This is a genomic window from Leucothrix mucor DSM 2157 (assembly GCF_000419525.1).
In the GTDB taxonomy this organism is placed as follows: Bacteria; Pseudomonadota; Gammaproteobacteria; order Thiotrichales; family Thiotrichaceae; genus Leucothrix; species Leucothrix mucor.
Genome location: NZ_ATTE01000001.1, coordinates 209,663 through 231,406 on the forward strand (window position 1 = coordinate 209,663; position 21,744 = coordinate 231,406).

A 21,744-nucleotide genomic window follows, 5' to 3' on the forward strand; every position below is an offset into this window, starting at 1 on the left:
CTACCCTCTGGATTGGAAGTTGATAACTTGGGTCTGAAGCCCGCTTTCCAGCAAACCATAGCCGGTATGTTGGTGTTCAAAATCGAGGCCGAGATATTCGGCGGCTTGCTGCGCTGCTAGCAGCAATGTTGGATTGTGCGTTTGTGAGAGGTAAACCACTCGGGTGTAATGACCAAACATCATCGGCAGCAGCTCCGGATGCTGGTCTAATTTCAGGCCTTTCACGATCAGGCGCTGAAAGTGCTGGGCCAAAAAATCAGTTAAATAAAACGAGCCGATCGCCTGCTCGGCTAACTCATCAAACTGTTCAAGTCCGGCAAAAAAGGCATAGCAATGAGCGCCGGGCAGTCGTTCAATCGGATGGGCTTCGCTGGAGAACTCGGCAATCACCTTATCAATATCACCACCACTGCCACAGTCGGCATAGGCGATAAAAATATTCTGGTATTGCGCATGAAGCTCCTCAAGCTTTTCCCGCAACTTTCCGGCAATGCGCTCCGGTCGGTTGTGTAACTCCGCATCCAAACATTGAATGCGGAGGTGTTGCCAGTCATTCAGCACTTTAAGCTGTTGAATTTCTCTGGCCAGTGCGCCGCACGCGATAACAAGTGACGGCGCAGTCATGGCGTCAGGCTGCGTATTTTTCCGCGACCAGCTCAACGGCCATACTGGCGGCAGTGGCTGCATCACGGCAATAAGCGGTTGCGCCAACGGCCAAACCGAACTCTTCATTCAGTGGCGCGCCACCCACTAAGATGATGTAGTCATCACGAATACCGCGCTCGACCATCGCATCCACAACCACTTTCATATAAGGCATGGTAGTCGTCAGCAGGGCAGACATGCCCAGTACATCCGGCTTGTGCTCTTCTAGTGCTGCAAAGTACTCATCAACCGAGTTATTAATGCCGATATCGATGACTTCAAAGCCAGCGCCTTCCAGCATCATTCCGACCAGGTTTTTACCGATGTCATGAATGTCGCCTTTCACGGTGCCAATCACCATTTTACCAATTGGCTTCGCGCCGGTTTCAGCCAGTAGCGGGCGCAGAATGGACATGCCACCTTTCATTGCATTAGCCGCTAGTAGTACTTCCGGTACAAACAAAATACCATCGCGGAAGTCGATACCGACAATCGTCATGCCGCCAACCAGTGCTTCGGCCAGTACTTTCTCAGGAGACCAACCACGTTCCAGCAGGATGTTAGTGCCTTCAATAATTTCTTCTTTCATACCGTCGTACAAATCGTCGTGCATTTGCTCAACTAACTCGTCATCGGCAAGCTCGGATAAGATGATCTCGTCATCATCGTATTCATCAGTCATCAAAAGTACCTCTTAAAACAGTGTTATTGTTGTGAAGCGGTTGGCTCAGGGCCAAACCGGCAGCATCCTGCGGTTAATACTCTTTATCCGGGAAAGCGTTTTTACGGCGAGCGATAAAGTCCAGTAGGGCTTCGTCAATCGCTGGGTCCATGGCCGGTGGCTCGTACTCCGCCAGCATGGTTTTGAATATTTTATTGGCGCGTTGAGCGGCATCTAACTCGCCATCTTCCGACCACTGCTCGAAACTGTTGTTATCAGCAATATTGGAGCGGTAAAACGCGGTTTCGAAATTGGCTTGAGTGTGCGCTGCGCCAAGGAAATGATTGCCGGGGCCGACTTCGCGCAAAGCATCCATCGCCTGACCATTTTCACTCATATCGACGCCTTTAAGTAGCACCGACATCATATTGGCCTGATCAACATCCATAATGAATTTTTCATAGCTCATCACCAAGCCGCCTTCCAGCCAGCCTGCGGTATGCAGCATGAAGTTCACGCCTGCCAGTGCCGCTGTTTGCAGGGTATTCGCCGCTTCATAAGCTGCTTGCGCATCAGGTACTTTAGAGGCACATAAGCCACCACCACTGCGGAACGGGACGCCTAAACGACGCGCCAGTGCAGCGGCAACATACAGAATTAAACTTGGCTCTGGCGTACCAAAGGTTGGCGCACCGGATTGCATAGAAACGGCTGCAGCAAAGGTACCAAATACCACTGGCGCACCCGGATTAACCAGCTGCACAAAGGCCATACCCGCTAAGGCTTCTGCCAGAATCTGCGTGGCAGTACCGGCTACTGTGACGGGTGACATAGCACCGGCCAGAATAAAGGGCGAAATGACCGTTGCTTGATTATGACGCGCATATACCTTGGCAGCACCGAGCATGGTGTCATCAAAAGTCATTGGCGAGTTGGCATTAATCAGGCTGGCAGTGACAGCGTTGTTATCAACGAACTCATCACCAAACACGATTTTGCACATGTCGACCGTGTCTTGCGCGCGCTCTGGTGCAGTGACCGAGCCCATAAACGGCTTGTCGCTGTATTTGATATGACTGTAGATCATATCGAAGTGGCGCTTGTTAACCGGTAAATCAACCGGCTCACAGATGGTGCCGCCGGAGTGATGCATACCCGGTGACATGTAGGCCAGTTTTACAAAATTACGGAAGTCTTCGATGGTGGCATAACGACGACCTTTATCCAGGTCGCGAACAAATGGCGAGCCATAAGCTGGAACTAGTACGGTGCGTTTGCCGCCGATAATGGTGGTGTTTTCAGGGTTGCGGGCGTGTTGGGTAAATTCTTTTGGCGCGCTGGCCTGAATAATGGCGCGGCACATGCCACGAGGGAAGCGGACGAGTTCGCCCTTAACATCAGCACCGGCATCTTTAAGGATTTGCAGGGCTTCAGGATCATCGCGGAACTCAATACCGATTTCTTCCAGTACGGTATCCGCATTGTATTCTATCTGTGCGAGTCCAGACTCATCCAGCACTTCATAATAAGGAATGTTACGCTCGATGTAAGCTGACCGATGGGTCTGGGAAATCTTGCGCGCTGCGCGCTTTCCACTACGACCGCCACCGCCGCCTCTGGTTCGTCTTTCACTCATGCAGTTAGCTCCACAATCCATAAGGTTTTAAATTTCCACCAATTTGATTTTGCAGCGTTGTGCCAGATCTGAGCAAGCAAAAAAAACAATATCTGAGTATAAATTTTGGCGTGTGCTGAGCAGACAAGCGAGGAGTTGTGCGGGGCGAGTGGTTGGAGCTGTTATTTTTGATGTATCTGGCACCAAAGGAGGGTGTTGGTTGGACCCAACACCCTCCTGTTAAACGTCGATTAATCGATGATTAGATTAAGAACGTGGTTTGATGTTTTCAGGGTCGTACAGCGGGCCGTAACCAACTGCATCTAACGTGACTTTATAGATCTCACCCTGATATTCCATATCCAATACGCGACCAACCTGGCAATATTCATAAGGCAGGAATGCCAGTGCAATATTTTTTCCAATGCTTGGGCCAAAGGCGATACTGGTGGTGTATGAGCGACGACCTTTAGCGTCGATCAGTGTTTCGCCCGTTTCAGGGTCCAAAATCGGGCAAGCGCCAAATGGGAAGCGTGCAACGCCATGCGAGTCGACATTATCATTCACGGTCAGCGTACAGAGGTAGGCAGGCTGGTGCTCACGCTCACGAATCTTCAGGTAGGCTTCTTTACCAATAAAGTCAGCGGCTTTAACCACTTTACGTGCTAAGTCGACTTCTAACAGGTTGTACTCAGTCAGTAAGTCAGCGTTTTGTAGGCGTAAGCTCTTTTCCAAACGACGACTGTTGGCGTAAGTTTCAACACCCACTGGCAACACGCCTTCTGCAAACAAAGCATCCCAAACGGCTAAGCCATCTTCCAGTTTGAAGTGCAGCTCCCAGCCTTGCTCACCGACATACGAGATGCGGAAAGCGGTGACTTTTTTGCCTGCGATTTCCAGCGTACGAAGCCCCGCAAATGGGAAGTTCTCATTGCTGATATCGTCTGGGTTGGCGATCAATTTAGACAGGGTGGTGCGCGCATTCGGTCCCCAAAGGCCTAAGCAACCAAACTCGGTTGATAAATCCTCGACCAGTACTTGATCATAGCCGTAGTCTTCGGCATTGCGCTTCATCCAAACGAAGTCACGGTTACCCGCATCACCACCATCAATCACGCGGAAGTGGTTTTCACCTAAACGCAGTACGGTTAAATCGGCACGGACACCGGCGACTTTATCTAGGAAGTGCGTGTAAACCCCTTTGCCAATCGGCGTATCGCCAGCCACTTTGGCTACGCAAAGGAATTCCATTAGATCAGCTGCTCCTTCGCCGCTCACGTCATAGATCGCAAAGTGGCTGAGGTTGACCATGCCCACATTCTCAGACATTTCCAAATGCTCAGCATTGGAGACGCGCCAGAAGTGACGGTTTTCCCATTCGTTTTCACGAACCGGGACTTTATCACCCCATTTTTCTAAGAGGTGCTCATTGGCGGCATAGCCGTGTGCACGCTCCCAACCAGCAGCTTCCATAAAGTAACCGCCCAGCTCTTTTTCACGCTCCCAGAATGGGCTCTTGTAGTGATCACGCGCCGCGGTGTATGGCTCGCGGTTATGCACTGGCGGGTTGTAGATTTTGAAAGCCGATTCATAGCAACGGTCGGCGATGTATTGCTCTTCACATTGGAATGGGTAATAGCGTGCCACGTCGATACGCGCGTGGTCGATATGGGTGTAACCGTCAGTCATCCAGTCAGCCAGAATTTTACCGGTACCTGGTCCATCTTTGACCCAAACGGATTCGGCATACCACAGGCCACGCACATTGGCAGACTCACCAATGGATGGGCCACCATCGGCAGTCACTTGTAATAGGCCGTTGAATGAGTATTTCTCATCGTAGCCCAGCTCGCCCAAAATCGGCGTCAGCTCAATGGCTCGCTCTAATGGCTCCATCACTTCTTCGATATCTAAATCGCGCTGTGAAGGAGACAGGCGGGCTTCCTGCTTTTCTAAAATGTCGCGAGGGTGGCACATACGAGGCGCTTTTTCTTCGTAGTAGCCCCACTCAATCTGGCCACCTTCAGCGGTTTTTGGGTCTCCGGTATCACGCAAGTAAGCGGAGTTACCTTGGTCGCGTAGCAGTGGATAACCGATGTCTTTGCCCGTGCCTGCAAACTCTTCAAAAGGCTTGAAGAAGGTTAGTGGGTGATCAACCGGCATGATGGGTAAATCTTCACCCGCCATTTCAGCGATCAAACGGCCCCAAAGGCCAGCACAGACAACCACGTAATCGGCTTCGATATAACCGCGTTCGGTTTCAACGCCTTTAATGCGACCGTCTTCGATTTTCAGGCCAGTACAGGAGGTGTTAGCAAAGGCTTGTAGCTTGCCGGTTTCAACGCCCATTTCGACCAATTCGCCCGCAACGGTTTGAGAGCGAGGGACAACCAAACCTGCATCCGGGTCCCATAAGGCACCTTGAATCATATCTTCTTCAAGTAGTGGGAATTTTGCTTTGGCTTCGGCAGTTGAGATCATTTCAACGCGGTTGCCTAAGGCTTTACCAGACGTCACTCGGCGCTTGAGTTCAAGCATGCGCTCATCATCGCCAACACGAGCGACTTCAAGGCCTCCGACACGGGCATAGTGGCCCATCTTGTCAAAGAAGTCGATGCTGTATTGGGTGGTGAACATGGTCATTTGATCGTGCATCGTGTTGTAAACGAAATCAGATGCATGTGCGGTCGAACCGATATCAGTAGGGATCGCGGACTTATCAATGCCGACGATATCATCCCAGCCACGCTCGATAAGATGGTGTGCAACGGATGACCCGACAATACCACCCAAACCGATGATGACTACTTTTGCTTTAGCAGGGAACTTTGCCATTTTAAACTTAACTCCAGACCGAACATTTCAAGGGGAACATGCGAACCGAATTTATCGGCGAGGTGATTTTTGGTCAAACAAAAAAAACGTAGGCTGCAGCTAAGTTTTGCCACACCTGCCGATAACGTCCATTTTGGCGCATCGGCAGGGCCTATAAAGTGCAGCTAGATTATTGATTAATATAGCGTAAGGGCACACGGCGGGTAATGCTGGTGAACAGCGTGTAGGAAATGGTGCGGCTATGCGTTGCCACAAGATTGACATCCACTTCCTTACCCCATAATTCTACAGGGTCACCTTCTTTAGCATCCGGCAAATCAGTGAGGTCAACGGTGAGCATATCCATGGATACGCGCCCGATAATTCGGCTGGGTTTGCCGTTGACCGAGACTGGTGTGCCATCCTGAGCATGGCGTGAATAACCATCGGCATAACCGATTGCCACAACACCGACGCGGGTAGGGCGATCACAAATAAAGTTCTCGCCATAGCCAATGGGCTCGCCAGCAGCTAGCTCTCTTACCGAGAAAATCTCAGAGCGTAGCGACATGGCCGGTTTGAGTAAGGCATGGCTTGGATCATCCGGTGCCATCAGGGGCGATGCGCCATACAGCATAATACCGGGGCGCACATAAGCTTGATTGGCTGCAGCGGGCCAGGCCAGTGTGCCGGCTGAGTTAGCCAAGCTACAGTTTAAGCCTAAGCTGTTATTCACCTGACTGATGCGTTCTAACTGGCGTTCGGTGGTTGGCTGGTCGGGTTCATCGGCGCGCGAGAAGTGGCTCATTAGCGTGACTTGTCCGACATGCGGGCAAGCGGCTAAGCGGGCATACACCGCAGGATAGTCTGCCGGTGAAAAACCTAAGCGGTGCATGCCGCTATCCATTTTCAGGAAGATATGCACCTTTTTGCTGAGTTTAGCCTCCAGCAACCAGCCTAATTGACGCTCGGTTGCGACGGCCATGTAAAGGTCGTGTTGATCGACTTGTTGTAACTCATCCGGTTCAAAAATCCCTTCTAATAATAAGACGGGATTAGTGATTCCAGAGTCGCGTAACTCCATCGCTTCCTCAAGACAGGCGACACCATAAGCGTCGGCTTCCGGGCTGAGGGCTTTGGCAACGGCGACGGCACCGTGGCCGTAAGCATTGGCTTTGATAATGGCGATCGCTTTGGCAGACGGCGCCAATACTTTCGATTGGCGATAATTATGCCGAATGGCATCGAGGTCAATAATGGCGTGTGCTGGTCTCATAAGCTAAATAGGTTGCTAACTAGACAACCATCACTCCCTCAACCTCGACTTGTACGCCTAGTGGCAGTGCCGCAACGCCAATCGCTGCACGGGCCGGGAATGGGGCTTCAAAGTAACGCACCATCACTTCGTTAACCATCGCGAAGTTATTAAGGTCAGTCAGGTAAATATTCAGCTTTACGATGTCTTTTACTGAACCGCCAGCCGCTTCTGTAACGGCTTTAATATTGCGAAACACCTGATCGGCTTGCTCTGCAAAGTCGGTGGTTTCTACTTTCATCGTCTCAGGGTTTAACGGAATCTGGCCAGACAGGTAAGTGGTGTTACCGACCGTGACAGCTTGTGAGTAGGGGCCGATTGCTGATGGAGCGTTTTCCGTTGAAACAATGGTTCTTTCAGTCATGACAACTTCCTGCGTAAGGGTTAATGAATGCTTCGAGCATAATACAGGCGTTTCCGCAAAAGCAATGGGGTCACGCCTTGATTATGGGGTCAGTGTTTATCATCTGGTTGGGCCAGCTCAATGGCCAATTCTTCAAAGCTCGCCTGAATATCTTCGCGATCTTCTGAGGCAGCTTCTTCAATGACGTCCATTTCAATATCTGAATTTAGGGAGGCACTTAGCGGGGTAGAGGCCATGACTACGAAATCGCCACGTTCCTCTTCGGTGTGGTCTGCACGGCGAGTTGAGCGCCAGAGCGTAAAGGTCACCACCGTCCCCATCATTACCGCAATGGTACTGTAAAATGCGGAGGGTCCGAATATATCCATCGCAAAGGCCGCAATGGGTGAGCCCATGGTCGCACCAATTGCATTTACTAATACTAAGGTGCCACTGGCCGCGACCATTTGAATTGGCGATAGGTAGTCATTCACATGCGCGCCACACAAAGCATACAGGGGCATAATCATGCCGCCAATAAACAGTGCCATCACAAAGAACATCACACCTTGGTCTGGATTCGCGGCGGCATAAAGCGCTAACGCACCACCGATTGCGCAGGTGGTTAAAATAACGCTACGACGACCATAGCGGTCCGATAGCCAACCTAGTGGGTACTGACTTAAGAAGCCGCCGATAATTATCGAGCTCATAAATAGCGCGACATCTTTAACTGAGAAACCGAGGTTGGTGGTATACACCGCACCCATTCCAAAGAAGGCCCCCATGCACACACCGGAGGCAAACATTCCAAATACGCCAAGTGGTGAGATTTTATAGAGCTGAAAAATACTCACAGACTCAGCCGAGGTGAGCGTCGGGCCGCTATTGGCCGAAACCAGAATCGGCACTACCGCCAAGCTGATCATTAAAGATGACAGAATAAATAGCTCAATCTGCTCAGGTGAGGCTAGGTTTAGTAGGAACTGGCCGCCGGCCATGCCACCTAGCGAAATGATCATATAAATACTGAGCATTTGGCCGCGCGAATCGTTGTCGGCGGCATCGTTTAGCCAGCTTTCGGTCACGATGTATAAACCGGCGTAGGAAAATCCGGTGACTAAGCGCATTGCCCACCACAAAAACGGATCAACCCAGACGCCATGAATCAAAATAGAAGTGGACGCCAGTGAGGCCAGTGCGCCAAATACACGCACATGGCCGACTTTGGCAATTAGGCGAGGAACGGCATAACAACCCGCGATTAAACCGATGAAATAACCCGACATCACCAATCCAGTGATGCTGGTATCAAAGCCCTCGATGGTGGCGCGGATGCCGAGCAATGTGCCTTGAAGGCCATTGCCCAACATGATCAATCCCATGCCTAGAAACAGTGCCCAGGTATTTATTAGTGTTTTGCGCACGTGCTTCTCCTAGCGTTAGTGTCGCTCAGGATTCTAAAGCGGGCTCGGGTGATAAATCCACCAACGAATGTGATGGCTCAGAGAAAACTTTCCACTTATCCGCCGGCACTTCTTTGAACACTTCTGTAAAGCGCGAGTGATGCAAGTTCGAATCATCGACCGCCCGAATCAGGATCTGTTTGATATTGTGGGGGAATTCGCGATAAATGCGCGCATACACTTCAGGATCTTTTTCACTGCTGTCTCCAATCAAAATGAATTGATGCTCCGGATAACGATGGATAATATTCATCGCCTTGGTGGTTTTATACACCTCGGATGACAGGAAAAACTTGATAAAGCTGCGATCGGTCGGGTTGAAATTGCGCAGATGCATCGCGCCTTTCGGGTAATGCGTGTCGATAAATGGCTGTAGCAGCGGATACATTTGCCAAGGTGAAGAGGACAAATAATGGAAATACGCCCCTTCATTTTCTAGCCACTGATAAAACGCTGGCATGCCTTTGGTGGCGGTGTATTCGTGAAAGAATATATTCTGGACCAGTTTCTTTTTATCCGACACATTGCTGGTTTTGATGGTGTCATCAATGTCGGAAATTACCGATAAGCCTTTGCGTGGAATCATCTGTGCTTCGGCGCTGAATACGCGGTTATCGCCATCGGGGGCTTGTACTGGCAAGGTTAGCCATTCGCCCGCGGCGACTTCACCTTTGAACGGGACTTCATATTGAGTGTGGCCGTTTAGACCGGTGCGCGGTGAGGTCAATAGCTCATCGCCCAGTCGCAAATTAACGCGCTTGTTACTTTCATTATCCAGCAAAAACCATTTGATACGTTCCTGGAATATCGGCAGCTTGGCTTGCTGCTCGGTGACATCCATAAACTCCAGCAACTCAGATACGGCTTTGACATTCAGCAAACGAATCAGGCTATTGGTGTCCAGCTCAAAAAACCAAGCGTGTACCGGCACTTCCCAGCTGCCATCTTCGTTCTGCGTGGCGCTGGTGGGAAAGAAGATCAGCTCTTCATCCAATTTTAGCGGCGAGCCGTGGCTCAGCCAGAGTGGCGCAAGGAAGACCCAATATTTTAGGCGCGTTAATTTTTCCGTCAGGGTTGAGCTCATGTTCGTCTCTCACAAAAGGGTTAAGACTGCGTAGCCATTAAGAATGTATTAGCGCCTATCTTCGCACAGTGGCTGCGCCATCGAAAGCGCAGCCACTGGCGTAGGGTTTATTCCTCGTAAGCTTTGGCGACTTCTTCGGCGATGATGGCAATGCCGTCGCGCACCACAGACTCCGGTTGCGCATAGGAGACGCGGATACATTCCTGCGTATGTCGCCAGCCGGGCTCAATGCCGGGGAAGAAGTTGTGTCCGGGGATGACCAATACGCCACGCGCTTTTAAGCGTTGGTAAAGCTCTTGCGAGGTAATCGGCAAGCCTTCAAACCATAACCATAGGAAGATCGCGCCTTCTGGTTTATGGATGTAATAGGGCAGGTCGCCTAGCGAATTGCGGAAAGCATTCACCGCAAAGTCGGCACTCTCGCGATAATACGGCTCTACATATTGCTTGCTGAGAGTCAGAATTTCGCCAGTGCGGAACCATTCTTTGGAAAGGGATGGGCCTAAGTTGCAGCAAGCTAAGTTGGCGATGGTACTGGCATTGCTGTAGGCCTCGATCACTTCCTCATTCGCCACGATGATACCGGTACGTACACCCGGCAGGCCAAGTTTGGATAGGCTGAGCACTAAAATCGTGTTGTCATTCCAGTGAGGCTTGGCGTCATTAAAAATAATACCGGGGAACGGTAAGCCGTATGCGCCATCTAAAATAAAGGGAATACCTTCGGCTTTAGCGACCGCATCTAAATGCTTGATTTCGTTGTCGGTGAGCACATTGCCGGTTGGATTGGTTGGGCGCGACACGCACAGTGCACCAGCATGATTTAAATTGAGCTGCGAGAAATCCACGCGGTATTTGAACAGGTGATCATCCAAATGCTCGATCTCAGGGCGCGTGGCGCTGAACAAATTCTCATGAATCCCCACATCGCTGTAGCCAATATATTCTGGGGCCATTGGTAAGTGGATGGTGCGCTGTTCGCCATCTTTGCAAGGGCCGCCGAAGAGATTAAACAGAATGAAGAAGGCTGCCTGACTGCCGTTGGAAATCGCAATATTGCGCTCGCTGAGGTCCCAACCGAACTCTTTTCGCAGTAAACCTGCAACATTTTGACGGAACTCGGTCTCACCTTTGGTGGACTGATAAATACCCAGCATGCTGTGCAGCAGTTGCGGGTCGGCAGCGATATCGGCCATGCGCTGCTGGAAGACGGCTTCCATTTCCGGAATGCGTCCCGGGTTGCCACCACCTAAAAAGAGCATATCCGGATTATCGTTGAGCGCACTGCTCAAGTCGTCCATGAGGTCTACAATGCCTGACTCTGAGGCAAACTTGTCGCCGAAGGCTGATAATTTCATGAGGTCCTGCCGCTGTGTATTTTCAAGGTGCTATGGTCTCATATTGCGCTGCACCATGGGAAGAACCTATAAACGGGCATTGGCAGTGCTAAGGTTTAATCATTACAATGATCGAAAACTTCGATACTAAAAGGACCATCCATGAATTTTTGCAGCGAGTGCGGGCAGAAGGTAACTAAGCAAATCCCTGAAGGCGACAACCGGCTACGTGATGTTTGCGAGCACTGCGATACGATTCATTATGAAAACCCTAAGGTGGTGGCAGGCAGTCTACCGGTCAGTGGTGATCGGGTGTTGCTGTGCAAGCGTGCCATTGAGCCGCGCTATGGTTACTGGACCTTGCCAGCGGGCTTTATGGAAAACGACGAAACCCTGACTGAAGCCGCTGCCCGTGAAACGCAGGAAGAAGCATTGGCAGAGGTGACTGATCTTGAGCTGTACACCGTGATCAGCGTGCCAAGTGTCAATCAGGTTCATGTGTTAATGCGCGGTGAGTTGGTGGATGACAAGTTTGCGGCGGGTATTGAAAGCCTTGAAGTAAAGCTGTTTCGCGAAGATGAAATTCCTTGGGATGATATTGCCTTTCGCGCGGTGAGGATGACGCTGGAGCGTTATTTTGAAGATCGCAAAACTGGTAAATTCCCGGTCTATAATTTGGATATTGAACGCTGGTAATCGCTTATGTTACGCCTGACCTTGTTTTTGATGATTCTGGTGGCCCTGCTGATTTTAATTGGCGTGGTGTATATGGCTTATCGCAAAGTAAAGCGAGGCATTGGTGGCGCTTGGGATAAAGGGGTTGAAACCGTTTCTGAGCAACAACAACGCTGGAAGCGACGCGAGCAACTCAAGTCGCTTCCGGAGTTTATCCAACAAGCGCACCAGCAGTCGGAGACGATTGAGCAAGATACCGAGCTGCTGCCTGCTGAGTGGCAAGCGTCGCTACGCCCTTTAAATAGCGCGATGCAGGCTATTTTAAATATTAGCGTGAATGATCTGCCTAAAGCTGAAAAAATCCGCACGTTTTATAACACCAGCTTGCCGGCTTACGCTGGCTTTGTCGCGAAGCTACGAACCGATCATTTGCACCTTGATGCTGAGGAAAAGCAAAAAGCGGTCGATAATCTGGCGGTGTTTGAGGCGGACTTTGCACAATACGAACAGCGCATACAAGCAGCACGGCGTTTTGATTTTGATGTATTGATGGATGTGATAAAGGTTCGTTTAAAAAATCGCTAACGGAGAGATGTAATGGGTATTGTTTTGTGGGTGATTGTCGCCATTCTGGTCGCAATTGTTATCTGGTTGGCGATGCAGCCGGGTAATTTTGAAGTTGTTCGCCGCCGTGTGGTGCAGCTGAAACCTGAAGAAATTTACCCGATCGTTGCAGATCTCAAGCAGTGGAATGGCTGGAGCCCATGGCTAATGCATGAGCCGGATGCGACCCTGAAATACGGTGATATCACTGACAAATCGGGTGGTTGGTATTCCTGGGAAGGCAAGTATATCGGCGCGGGGAAAATGACGCATACCAGTCTGACTGTGAATGAAGCCATTGAGCAAGAGCTCCACTTCACCAAGCCCATGAAATCCCGCAACCATGTGTACTGGCGTTTTAATACCGTCGGTGATTCCACGGAAGTCACGTGGGGTATGCGTGGGAAAATGCCATTCTTTTTCCGCTGGATGAGTAACATGATGGACCAGTGGGTGGGTAAGGATTTTGAGATTGGTTTATCGCGCTTAGCAATGGTCGCGGGTGATATGTCGGACCCGATGAGTATTGAATTTACCGGACAGATCACCAGTGAGCCAGAGGATTATATTGCCAAGCACTTTGTGGGCAGTGTGAAAGACTTACCCGCTGCGATGCGTGAAGGCTTTCCTGAAGTTAAAGCGGTGATTGATGAGAACGGTATGCAAATTGCCGGTACGCCAATGGCGATTTATCACACCTTTGAAATGAAAACAGGCAAGGTGATTTGTGATATTGCCGTTCCTGTGGTGGAGGCGCAATCGGTTGATGGCTTTATTAGTGGCGCGCTGTTTGGGCAGAGTTATTTGCGCACAACAGCTAAGGGTGAGTATTCGAATTTGGAGAAGGCTTGGCACAGTGCGTTTGGCCATGCACGGATGTTTAAGCGCAAGATTGATATGACCAAGCCAATGGTGGAACGCTATGCGAGTGATCCCGAGACCAACAATGGCTTGGACGTGGTGACTTATATTGATTTGCCGTTGAAGTAGGTGTTTATTCACTCTGCAATTTAAGTGTGTATTTAGTGCATTTTAGGCTCACAAGGTAGCAATAAATCAGTCTCTAATGTTATTGTCCGAAGTATCAAATTTTAGCCCTCCAGAGAGAAGAGACTATGCAAAAACTGAGCTGCTTTAAAGCCTATGACATCCGCGGACAATTGGGTACAGAGTTGAATGACGATATTGCTTACCGTATTGGCCGTGCCTATGGTGAATGGTTGCCAGCAGGTAAAAAGCAAGTCGTGGTTGGCGGTGATATTCGATTGACGTCAGAAAGCCTCAAAGCAGCGCTAGCCAATGGTTTAATGGACTCTGGCATTGACGTTATTGACCTTGGCATGACCGGTACGGAAGAGATTTATTTTGCAACTTCGCACCTCAAGGTTGCGGGTGGCGTTGAAGTCACTGCCAGTCATAACCCAATGGATTACAACGGTATGAAATTGGTCTGTGAAGGCTCCCGACCAATCAGTGGTGATACCGGCCTAAGGGATATCCAGTTGATGGCAGAAGATGAAACATTGTCTGATAAGCCTCCTGTTGCTGAGCGTGGTACGTTGGTTAAGCAGTCTTGCGAAGCGGCCTACGTTGATCACTTGCTAAGCTATATTGACCCTAAAGCAATTAAGCCATTGAAGTTGGTGGTCAACTCAGGAAATGGTGCAGCGGGTCATGTCGTTGATGCTATTGAAAAGTCCTTTGCAAAATTAGGCGTTCCAGTCACTTTTATCAAGGTACACCACGAAGCAGATGGAAACTTCCCGAACGGTATTCCTAATCCTCTATTGCAGGAATGTCGTGAAGATACTCGCCAAGCCGTAATTGAGCATGGTGCGGATATGGGAATTGCCTGGGATGGTGATTTTGATCGCTGTTTCTTATTCGATGAAAAGGGTGAGTTCATCGAAGGCTACTATATTGTTGGTTTGCTGGCAGAGGCCTTTTTGCAGAAAAATCCTGGGGCGAAAATTATTCATGATCCACGTCTGACCTGGAATACGATTGAAGTTGTTGAGTCTAATGGTGGACAGCCTATTCTGTGCAAAACAGGCCATGCATTTATCAAAGAGCGGATGCGGTCAGAAGATGCGATTTATGGTGGCGAGATGAGTGCACACCATTACTTCCGTGACTTTGCCTATTGCGACAGCGGCATGATTCCTTGGCTGTTGGTTACTGAGTTACTCTCTGTCAAAGGTCAGCCACTCTCTGACATGGTGTCAGAGCGAATTGCGGCTTACCCTTCACCGGGTGAAATTAATTTCCGATTAACTGATCCGAAGACTGTCATTGCAGGTATTCGAGCGCATTATGAAAAAGATGCACTGGTTATTGATGAGACGGATGGGATTAGTCTGGAGTTTAGCGACTGGCGCTTTAATCTGCGATCGTCCAATACGGAGCCGGTTGTCCGCTTAAATCTGGAAACACGTGGTGATGAAGCCTTGATGCAGGCCAAGCTTGCAGAGCTGAGTGAGCGACTAAACGCGGGTTAAAGCTGTACGCCAAACTGCATTATATAACGCCACCTGATCTGCTTGTAACTGGTTTAAGAATCACAAGTAGACCAAGGTGGCGTTTTTAATTAAAATCCAGTCAGTACAATTTTACCTTTCGATTTGCCGGACTCCAGCAGGGCATGTGCCTTAATCAGGTTCTCGGTATTAATTGCGCCAAAGTCGCTCGCCAGAGTGGTTTTGATATCACCGGCGTCAACCATCTTGGCAACATTCGCCAGCAGCTTGTGCTGTTCAATCATGTCATCGGTTTGGAATAGGGAGCGGGTAAACATCAGTTCCCAGTTCACTGATACACTTTTGACTTTAAATGGCATGATGTTGAACTCGGTCGGATCATCGATCAGCGCCATTTTTCCTTGTGGCGCAATCGCTTCGATAATGGCCGCCATGTGATCATCAGTATTAGTCAGGCTGGCGATGTATTTTACCGTATCAAAGCCAATCGCTTTTAACTCAGAATCTAATGGCTTGCTGTGATCAATCACATGATCTGCGCCGATATTTTTAACCCATTCCTGAGTTTCAGGTCGGGACGCGGTGCCGATAATGGTTAGGTTGGTTAGCTTTTTAGCCAGCTGAACCATGATAGAACCCACGCCGCCAGATGCGCCAATCACTAATAGCTCGCCAGTGCTTTCTTCCGTCAGGCCGAGGCGATCGAATAACAATTCCCAAGCAGTAATTGAAGTCAAAGGAAGTGCTGCGGCCTCGGTAAAACTCAGTGACTCCGGCATTTTTGACACAATGCGCTCATCAACCAGATGGTATTCCGCATTTGAACCGGAGCGGTTAATCGCACCGGCATACCAAACTTTATCGCCTGCTTTGAATAAGGTGACGTCCTCGCCGACGGACTCCACTACGCCAGCTGCATCGTAGCCCAGCACTTTGTAATCATCGCCTTCAGGGGCGGCACGCATGCGGACTTTGGCATCTACCGGGTTTACTGAGACCGCTTCAACACGGACTAGGATATCTTTGCCGCTGGCGGCTGGCTTTGGTAGCTCGATATCCATTAGCGCGTTTGGTGCATCGATTGGTAGGGACTTTTGGTAACCAATTGCTTTCATGATTTTTTCCTCGGAGGTTTTAGCTTTGGTGGTTGATTATAGTGGGAGCTGTGTGGGTAGCAAGGATTCACTACGGCTGTGTCGGATATACGGGGTTCTGGGTACTCAATACGGAACACTATTTTCTTGACAGGTGAATACAGGTGAATACACTGTATTCAAGTACCTAAATGATGGAAGTAATCATGGCCTCAACAATTCCCCCAATGACAGTTCGCTTTAGTGAAGAGACCCGCAACAGTTTGAATGAGTTTGCTAAGCTTACAAACCGCTCTCGGTCTTATGTTATTAATCAGGCAGTTGAAGCGTTTCTGGCGACACGCATGGATTATCTAAAAGAGTTGGATAACGCAGTTGAGTCTATCGAAAAAGAGCCAACTTATGCCGCAAGTGAAATTTTTGAATGGATGCACACTTGGGGTGAAGAAAACGAACAACCGTTTGAAACCAAGAAACCAGCTCCTAAAAAGGCCGGCTAATGGAAATTCGTTTTACTGCGCCTGCACAGCAAGACTTGAAAGAGTTGCGAGACTACCTTGAACCACTGTCTCCGAGTGGCTTTAAAAATGTAGTTTCTGATATTGAAAAAACGGTAAAAGAGATACCGGGTAGTATTTCGAGAGGGTTTAGAACGCCTCGCGATGATGTTTGGGAAAAGATAACCCCAGCATATAAATACCGAATTCCTTACCATATTAAGGATAACGTGCTTTACGTGCTTCGGGTTTACCATCCGAGTCGCAAGCCCTTGGACTACGGAAGTGACCCCTCGTTGGTATAAAGGGTGTAGTTGCACTGTAGCCCTATTGAGCTGAGATTAACTGATATTATCAAAGTACATAAAAGTGTATATGTACAGGATTTGATTATGAAAAGTTTAAGTTATACCGCAGTGCGCAACAATCTCGCAAAAACAATGGCGCAAGTTTGCAAAGATCATTCACCCGTTCTCATCACACGAAAAGGGGAGAGTACTGTGGTCATGATTTCTCTGGAGGACTACCACAACCTTGAAGAAACGGCTTATCTCTTGAGAAGCCCGAAGAATACACGGCGCTTGATGACGTCTATTGCAAGTCTTGAGTAAGGAAATTGGTAAGCCAGAGCTATTAGGAGGGAGTAACCTCTCCCTCGGTCGCTCCTATGAACACCCAATAGGTGGCCAACTAGTCCCTTTAGTTCTTATACGTTGAATTACAATACGGATGACTTAATTGGCCATTGCTTGGAGTTCCTAGGCCACCGTCTTCTTTTCTTTGAATATGGTCAATTGTAATTGATTTTAGATGAACAAGCCCTTGGCAAATTTTACACCTCGGAGCACTTTGAACTGCATCCCTCAGGAACACTTCAGATTTAGAATTTGATGAAAATGTGCTCGTACCCGGAAGTTCCCCATTATCATTGATCTTGAGATATGTGTAGCTATCAGATATTGCACTATCAATGTCCTCCATCGCAGTTTTGTTGTCCAATATTAGGTCAAGAATATCTGTGTAGAGAGACTTTAGATGAAGGTATCCCTTTAGAGCACTTCCGTATTTGGTCGTGATTTGATTGGTGAGGTTCTTTCTATTGATGATATATGTTTCAAAAGTAGCTCTTGCTCTTATAAAGTCATCAAAACTATTCTTGTTTTCAAAATCCTTGATTATCTCAATCCATGCAAGGAAAGCTGTAGGTTGATATCTCCCTTTTTCGCTGTAGAAATAAACCGCAGGATGAAGACCTAAGGACGATGGGTGTGTCGTAGTGAAACGCCTGATAATTCGGTTAGTATTTTTTAAGAATTTTATAGTAGCTTTACCATCAGGATCATCTCCGACCTCTTTTTTTAAAGCATTGTTTGATAGCTTCACTAGATCAAAAATTAAAGGAAGTGTTCTTGGTGAGTAGTTTTTGCCTGCTAGTGGCAAATCCAAAGTTTTAACAGGGCCGTTGGTTTCTGGTGTGAAGAGAGATTCGTTGATTTCTTTAGCAATCTTTATTATCTCATCACCTATTTCATCTTGATACTTTGACCAATATTGATGTCCAGTCCCTGAACGCATGATGGCTCTTGATGCTATTGCGTAGGGTGTTTTACGTGCCTTGAGAAGAGCTTTTTCGGTCTCACTGATTGGGGTAGACTTTTCATTAATTTTAAAAAAAGACTTTTGAGCTTTATCAGAGTCGCCCTGAACCCACTGAATATTAACGGATAGAATCCCCAACTTGAGTGCTGTTTTGAGTTTCTCCGGAGCAGCTAATTCTTGGTTCGCTGCTGCGTCAAGGAAACTCTGGTATGAACCAATTTCACGCTCTATTAGTTTGCGGGTTTTAACGGCTATTGATAGTTGCTCTGAATCTATGTCATGGTTAAAAAATGATTGTGAAATTAGCCCGTCGCCATAGTCATTATTAACCCATGCTATGAGAGCGCTTAGCCTATGTGCTCCATCTATAACAAAGGTGTACTGTCCTGCGCTCCAGAGAATGATTGATGGAATCAAATCTCCATTAAGAAAACTATGTATAAAGTCCTTTATTTTTTCTTCGTCCCAGTCCGCAGTTTCTCTCTGGAAGTCCGGTTTTCTAAGAGATGAATAGAGAAACTGCCCTTTGGCAAGCGCACCCGCACTAAGGGTGTTAACAAGCTGTTGGTTTGTATTGTTGTTAAGTACCTCAAAGTCTTCCCTGGGAATTAGGGCGTCTAAGTTAACTCTTGGCATGTCTGGTTATTTCCGAAGATTAAAATAATGAGTGAAAATAGCACATATTGACTGCGTGTTCATCGATAGTGTCTATCTTGGTTGAAGCTGCATCAATGCGCCTCATCCCAATTAACCCCAACCCCAGTATCCACCACCAGCGGCACTGCCAACTCCGCCGCCTTAGTCATCCGCTCAACCACAATCCCTCTAACCAACTCCAGCTCTTCATCCGCTACTTCAAACACCAATTCATCATGCACCTGCATAATCATTTTGGTGCTTGTAGTGCCTTCGCGCAGCCAGTCATGTACTGAGATCATCGCTAGTTTAATAATATCCGCCGCAGTTCCCTGCATCGGTGCATTGATCGCGGTACGCTCGGCATAATTGCGGCGCATGGCATTCTTAGAATTAATCTCTGGCAGGTACAAACGACGGCCAAATAAGGTCTCAACATAACCTTGCTCTTTCGCCTTCTCGCGGGTGTCTTCCATATACGCTTTCACGCCGGGGTAGCGGGCAAAATACAGATTCACATATTCCTGCGCTTCACCGCGCGACACGCTCAGCTGTTTGGCCAAGCCAAAGGCCGACATGCCATAAATCAAACCAAAGTTAACCGCTTTCGCTGCACGACGTTGATCAACAACAACTTCTTCCAGAGGCACGCCAAAAATTTCTGCAGCGGTCGCTTTATGAATATCTTTACCCGCTGAGAACGCGCTGAGTAAGCCTTCGTCACCAGACAGGTGCGCCATAATCCGCAGTTCGATTTGCGAGTAATCGGCCGCGAGAATGCTACGGCCCTTTGGTGCCACAAATGCCTGACGAATACGACGGCCTTCCGCATTTCTGACGGGAATATTTTGTAAGTTTGGATCAGTTGAGGATAAGCGTCCGGTTGCGGCAATCGCTTGCTGATAAGAGGTGTGAACGCGTCCGGTGCTGTCATTAATCATCAGCGGCAGCTTGTCGGTATACGTCGATTTCAACTTACTCAATCCACGATGTTCCAACAGCAAGCGCGGTACTTCATGTTCCAGCGCCAGCTCACTTAACACATCCTCTGCGGTTGATGGCTGACCTTTTGGTGTTTTACGAATGACGGGAAGATTCAGCTTTTCCTCATCAAAGAAAATCGCCTGAATTTGCTTGGGTGAGCCAAGGTTAAACTCTTCACCGGCCAGCGCATAAATCTCTTTTTCCAGCTCGGCCATGCGCGTGGTGAGTTCTTTACTTTGCACGCCTAGCATCTCAGCATCGATCATAACGCCGGTGCGTTCGATATCGGATAATACCTTCAGCAGTGGCATTTCAATTTCGCGATACAGCTTTTCTTGATTGGGTGCTTTATCGTTTTTCAGCGCTTTAATTTGTGGCGCAAAGAAGCGATGCAAACGCAAGGTCACATCTGCATCTTCCGCAGCATAGGGTGTGGCTTCTTCCAAAGTAATTTGGTTGAAGGTGAGCTGTTTTTTGCCTTTGCCCGCAATGTCTTCAAACTTAATGGTTTGATGATTTAAGTGTTTCAGGCACAGCGTATCCATATCGTGACGGTTAGCCACAGAGTCCAATACATAGGATTCCAACATGGTGTCATGTGCAATGCCGCGCAACTCGATACCATGATTTAGCAGCACAGAGCGGTCATATTTCAGATTTTGACCGACTTTAAGTATCGTTGGATCTTCCAGCAATGGCTTGAGGCGCGCCAAAGTGGCATCAAAGTCCAACTGCTCAGGCACATCAATATAATCGTGACCTAATGGCAAGTAGGCGGCTTCACCAGGTGTCACTGAAAAGCATAGGCCAACCACACGGGCATCAATATAATTCAGGCTGGTGGTTTCACTATCAAACGATACCCACTTAGCGGTGCTGATTTTTTCAACCCACTCATCCAATTGTGCTTCGGTGAGAATGCATTGGTAGTCAACTTCATCAATGATTTCAACTGCAGGCACGCCGCCTTCCATTGGGGCTGGCTCATCCAATGTTGTAATGATATCGGGGCTGCTTTCTTGTAAGCGAGCTAAGCGCGTGCGCAAGCCCAGTTCGGTATACAGCTCAGCCAGTCGCTCAGTATTTTCTTTGCTGAAACTCAGTGAATCACCCGTGCAGCTTAGATCAAGATCACATTTTATCGTGACCAGCTCGTAAGACAGCGGCAGGCGGGGGATGGCTTCGCGTAAATATTCACCGACTTTGCCTTTGAAGTTATCCGCATTGGCGATGATGTTTTCAAGCGTGCCGTACTCGGCCAACCACTTCACTGCAGTTTTTGGGCCTACTTTATCAACCCCTGGAATATTATCGACTTTATCGCCCATCAGGGTGAGGTAGTCTTTGATCTGATCAGGCCGCACGCCGTATTTGTCGATGACTCCCTGAATGTCGTGGAAGCTGTTAGACATGGTATTGATCAGGCTAACCCGCTCGTTGACCAGTTGCGCCATGTCTTTATCGCCAGTGGAGATAATCACGTCGCCATCATAACCAACGGACAGGGTGCCAATGACGTCATCCGCTTCTACATCGGGGATTACTAACATCGGATAACCTTGCGCCAGTATGATCTCGTGCAGCGGCTCTATTTGATAGCGCAGCTCTTCCGGCATGGGCGGGCGAGTGGCTTTGTATTCCGGAAACAGGTCATTTCGGAAGGTTTTTCCCTTGGCATCGAACACCACGGCCATATGTTCTGGTTCATAGGTTTTGCGTAAGCTATCAAGCATACTCAGCACACCATGAATTGCGTTAGTTTGTCTACCATCTGGGCTAGTCAGGGTGTTGGGTAGGCCAAAAAAGGCGCGAAACAGATAGGATGATCCATCAACGAGAACAAGCGGTTTGCGGGGATTTTTATCTGACATGGTTTGTTGGTATGATGTCCGGAAATAA

The 21,744-nt window shown here is 48.7% G+C and carries 19 protein-coding genes; 7 read left to right on the top strand and 12 right to left on the bottom strand.

Annotated features, from left to right (window positions below):
• The 9 genes from LEUMU_RS0101025 to LEUMU_RS0101065 all read right to left on the bottom strand — a co-directional run bounded on the left by LEUMU_RS0101025 (position 1) and on the right by LEUMU_RS0101065 (position 11,301).
• Positions 1 to 732, bottom strand: coding sequence for a DUF1638 domain-containing protein (locus tag LEUMU_RS0101025; protein WP_245570676.1), 732 nt, complete (start codon positions 730 to 732; stop codon positions 1 to 3).
• Positions 629 to 1,327 (bottom strand): corrinoid protein, encoded by a 699-nt coding sequence (locus LEUMU_RS0101030; RefSeq protein ID WP_022950418.1) that lies wholly within the window; start codon positions 1,325 to 1,327, stop codon positions 629 to 631. Before LEUMU_RS0101030 ends, LEUMU_RS0101025 begins: the two co-directional genes overlap by 104 nt.
• A gap of 73 nt (positions 1,328 to 1,400) precedes the next feature.
• Entirely contained in the window at positions 1,401 to 2,942 is a 1,542-nt protein-coding gene (locus tag LEUMU_RS0101035; RefSeq protein ID WP_022950419.1) for a trimethylamine methyltransferase family protein, read from the bottom strand.
• 246 nt (positions 2,943 to 3,188) lie between these two features.
• Positions 3,189 to 5,756 carry an FAD-dependent oxidoreductase gene (locus LEUMU_RS0101040; protein ID WP_022950420.1) on the bottom strand — a complete coding sequence of 856 codons (2,568 nt, stop codon included), beginning with the start codon at positions 5,754 to 5,756 and terminating at the stop codon, positions 3,189 to 3,191.
• 169 nt (positions 5,757 to 5,925) lie between these two features.
• Positions 5,926 to 7,011 (bottom strand): alanine racemase, encoded by a 1,086-nt coding sequence (alr, locus tag LEUMU_RS0101045; RefSeq protein ID WP_022950421.1) that lies wholly within the window; start codon positions 7,009 to 7,011, stop codon positions 5,926 to 5,928.
• A gap of 19 nt (positions 7,012 to 7,030) precedes the next feature.
• Entirely contained in the window at positions 7,031 to 7,414 is a 384-nt protein-coding gene (locus LEUMU_RS0101050) for a RidA family protein (RefSeq protein WP_022950422.1), read from the bottom strand.
• A gap of 89 nt (positions 7,415 to 7,503) precedes the next feature.
• The gene (locus tag LEUMU_RS0101055) at positions 7,504 to 8,820 is read right to left on the bottom strand and encodes an MFS transporter (protein ID WP_022950423.1); all 1,317 of its coding nucleotides are present in this window, start codon (positions 8,818 to 8,820) and stop codon (positions 7,504 to 7,506) included.
• Positions 8,821 to 8,845: 25 nt separating this feature from the next.
• Entirely contained in the window at positions 8,846 to 9,943 is a 1,098-nt protein-coding gene (locus LEUMU_RS27630) for a phosphatidate phosphatase App1 family protein (RefSeq protein ID WP_022950424.1), read from the bottom strand.
• Positions 9,944 to 10,050: 107 nt separating this feature from the next.
• A complete protein-coding gene (locus tag LEUMU_RS0101065) occupies positions 10,051 to 11,301 on the bottom strand; it encodes a valine--pyruvate transaminase (RefSeq protein ID WP_022950425.1) in 1,251 nt (416 codons plus the stop codon).
• A 141-nt stretch (positions 11,302 to 11,442) separates the two neighbouring features.
• On the opposite strand from LEUMU_RS0101065, the gene LEUMU_RS0101070 reads away from it, so the two are divergent.
• The 4 genes from LEUMU_RS0101070 (at position 11,443) to LEUMU_RS0101085 (ending at position 15,056) form a co-directional block, all read left to right on the top strand.
• Positions 11,443 to 11,976 carry an NUDIX hydrolase gene (locus LEUMU_RS0101070; protein WP_022950426.1) on the top strand — a complete coding sequence of 178 codons (534 nt, stop codon included), beginning with the start codon at positions 11,443 to 11,445 and terminating at the stop codon, positions 11,974 to 11,976.
• Positions 11,977 to 11,982: 6 nt separating this feature from the next.
• Positions 11,983 to 12,540 (top strand): hypothetical protein, encoded by a 558-nt coding sequence (locus LEUMU_RS0101075; RefSeq protein ID WP_022950427.1) that lies wholly within the window; start codon positions 11,983 to 11,985, stop codon positions 12,538 to 12,540.
• Between the two features lie 12 nt (positions 12,541 to 12,552).
• Positions 12,553 to 13,548: an SRPBCC family protein gene (locus tag LEUMU_RS0101080; RefSeq protein WP_022950428.1), complete on the top strand. Its 996-nt coding sequence runs from the start codon at positions 12,553 to 12,555 to the stop codon at positions 13,546 to 13,548.
• Between the two features lie 125 nt (positions 13,549 to 13,673).
• Positions 13,674 to 15,056 carry a phosphohexomutase domain-containing protein gene (locus tag LEUMU_RS0101085; RefSeq protein WP_022950429.1) on the top strand — a complete coding sequence of 461 codons (1,383 nt, stop codon included), beginning with the start codon at positions 13,674 to 13,676 and terminating at the stop codon, positions 15,054 to 15,056.
• An 89-nt stretch (positions 15,057 to 15,145) separates the two neighbouring features.
• On the opposite strand, the gene LEUMU_RS0101090 is transcribed toward LEUMU_RS0101085, so the two are convergent.
• Positions 15,146 to 16,150: a zinc-binding alcohol dehydrogenase family protein gene (locus LEUMU_RS0101090; RefSeq protein WP_022950430.1), complete on the bottom strand. Its 1,005-nt coding sequence runs from the start codon at positions 16,148 to 16,150 to the stop codon at positions 15,146 to 15,148.
• A 185-nt stretch (positions 16,151 to 16,335) separates the two neighbouring features.
• Here LEUMU_RS0101090 and LEUMU_RS0101095 point away from each other — a divergent pair, with 185 nt between their 5' ends.
• The 3 genes from LEUMU_RS0101095 (at position 16,336) to LEUMU_RS0101105 (ending at position 17,237) form a co-directional block, all read left to right on the top strand.
• Positions 16,336 to 16,629, top strand: coding sequence for a hypothetical protein (locus LEUMU_RS0101095; protein WP_022950431.1), 294 nt, complete (start codon positions 16,336 to 16,338; stop codon positions 16,627 to 16,629).
• Positions 16,629 to 16,931, top strand: coding sequence for a type II toxin-antitoxin system RelE/ParE family toxin (locus LEUMU_RS0101100; RefSeq protein WP_022950432.1), 303 nt, complete (start codon positions 16,629 to 16,631; stop codon positions 16,929 to 16,931). The genes LEUMU_RS0101095 and LEUMU_RS0101100 overlap by 1 nt, the downstream gene beginning before the upstream one ends.
• Positions 16,932 to 17,018: 87 nt before the next feature.
• Positions 17,019 to 17,237 (top strand): type II toxin-antitoxin system Phd/YefM family antitoxin, encoded by a 219-nt coding sequence (locus LEUMU_RS0101105; protein WP_026744380.1) that lies wholly within the window; start codon positions 17,019 to 17,021, stop codon positions 17,235 to 17,237.
• Positions 17,238 to 17,325: 88 nt separating this feature from the next.
• Here the strand turns inward: LEUMU_RS0101105 and LEUMU_RS0101110 are convergent, their stop codons facing one another.
• Together LEUMU_RS0101110 and polA are read right to left on the bottom strand one after the other, a co-directional pair.
• Positions 17,326 to 18,861, bottom strand: a complete 1,536-nt coding sequence (locus LEUMU_RS0101110) for an HNH endonuclease family protein (RefSeq protein ID WP_022950433.1) — start codon at positions 18,859 to 18,861, stop codon at positions 17,326 to 17,328.
• A gap of 92 nt (positions 18,862 to 18,953) precedes the next feature.
• Positions 18,954 to 21,716, bottom strand: coding sequence for a DNA polymerase I (gene polA, locus LEUMU_RS0101115; RefSeq protein WP_022950434.1), 2,763 nt, complete (start codon positions 21,714 to 21,716; stop codon positions 18,954 to 18,956).
• Between the last annotated feature and the right edge of the window lie 28 nt (positions 21,717 to 21,744).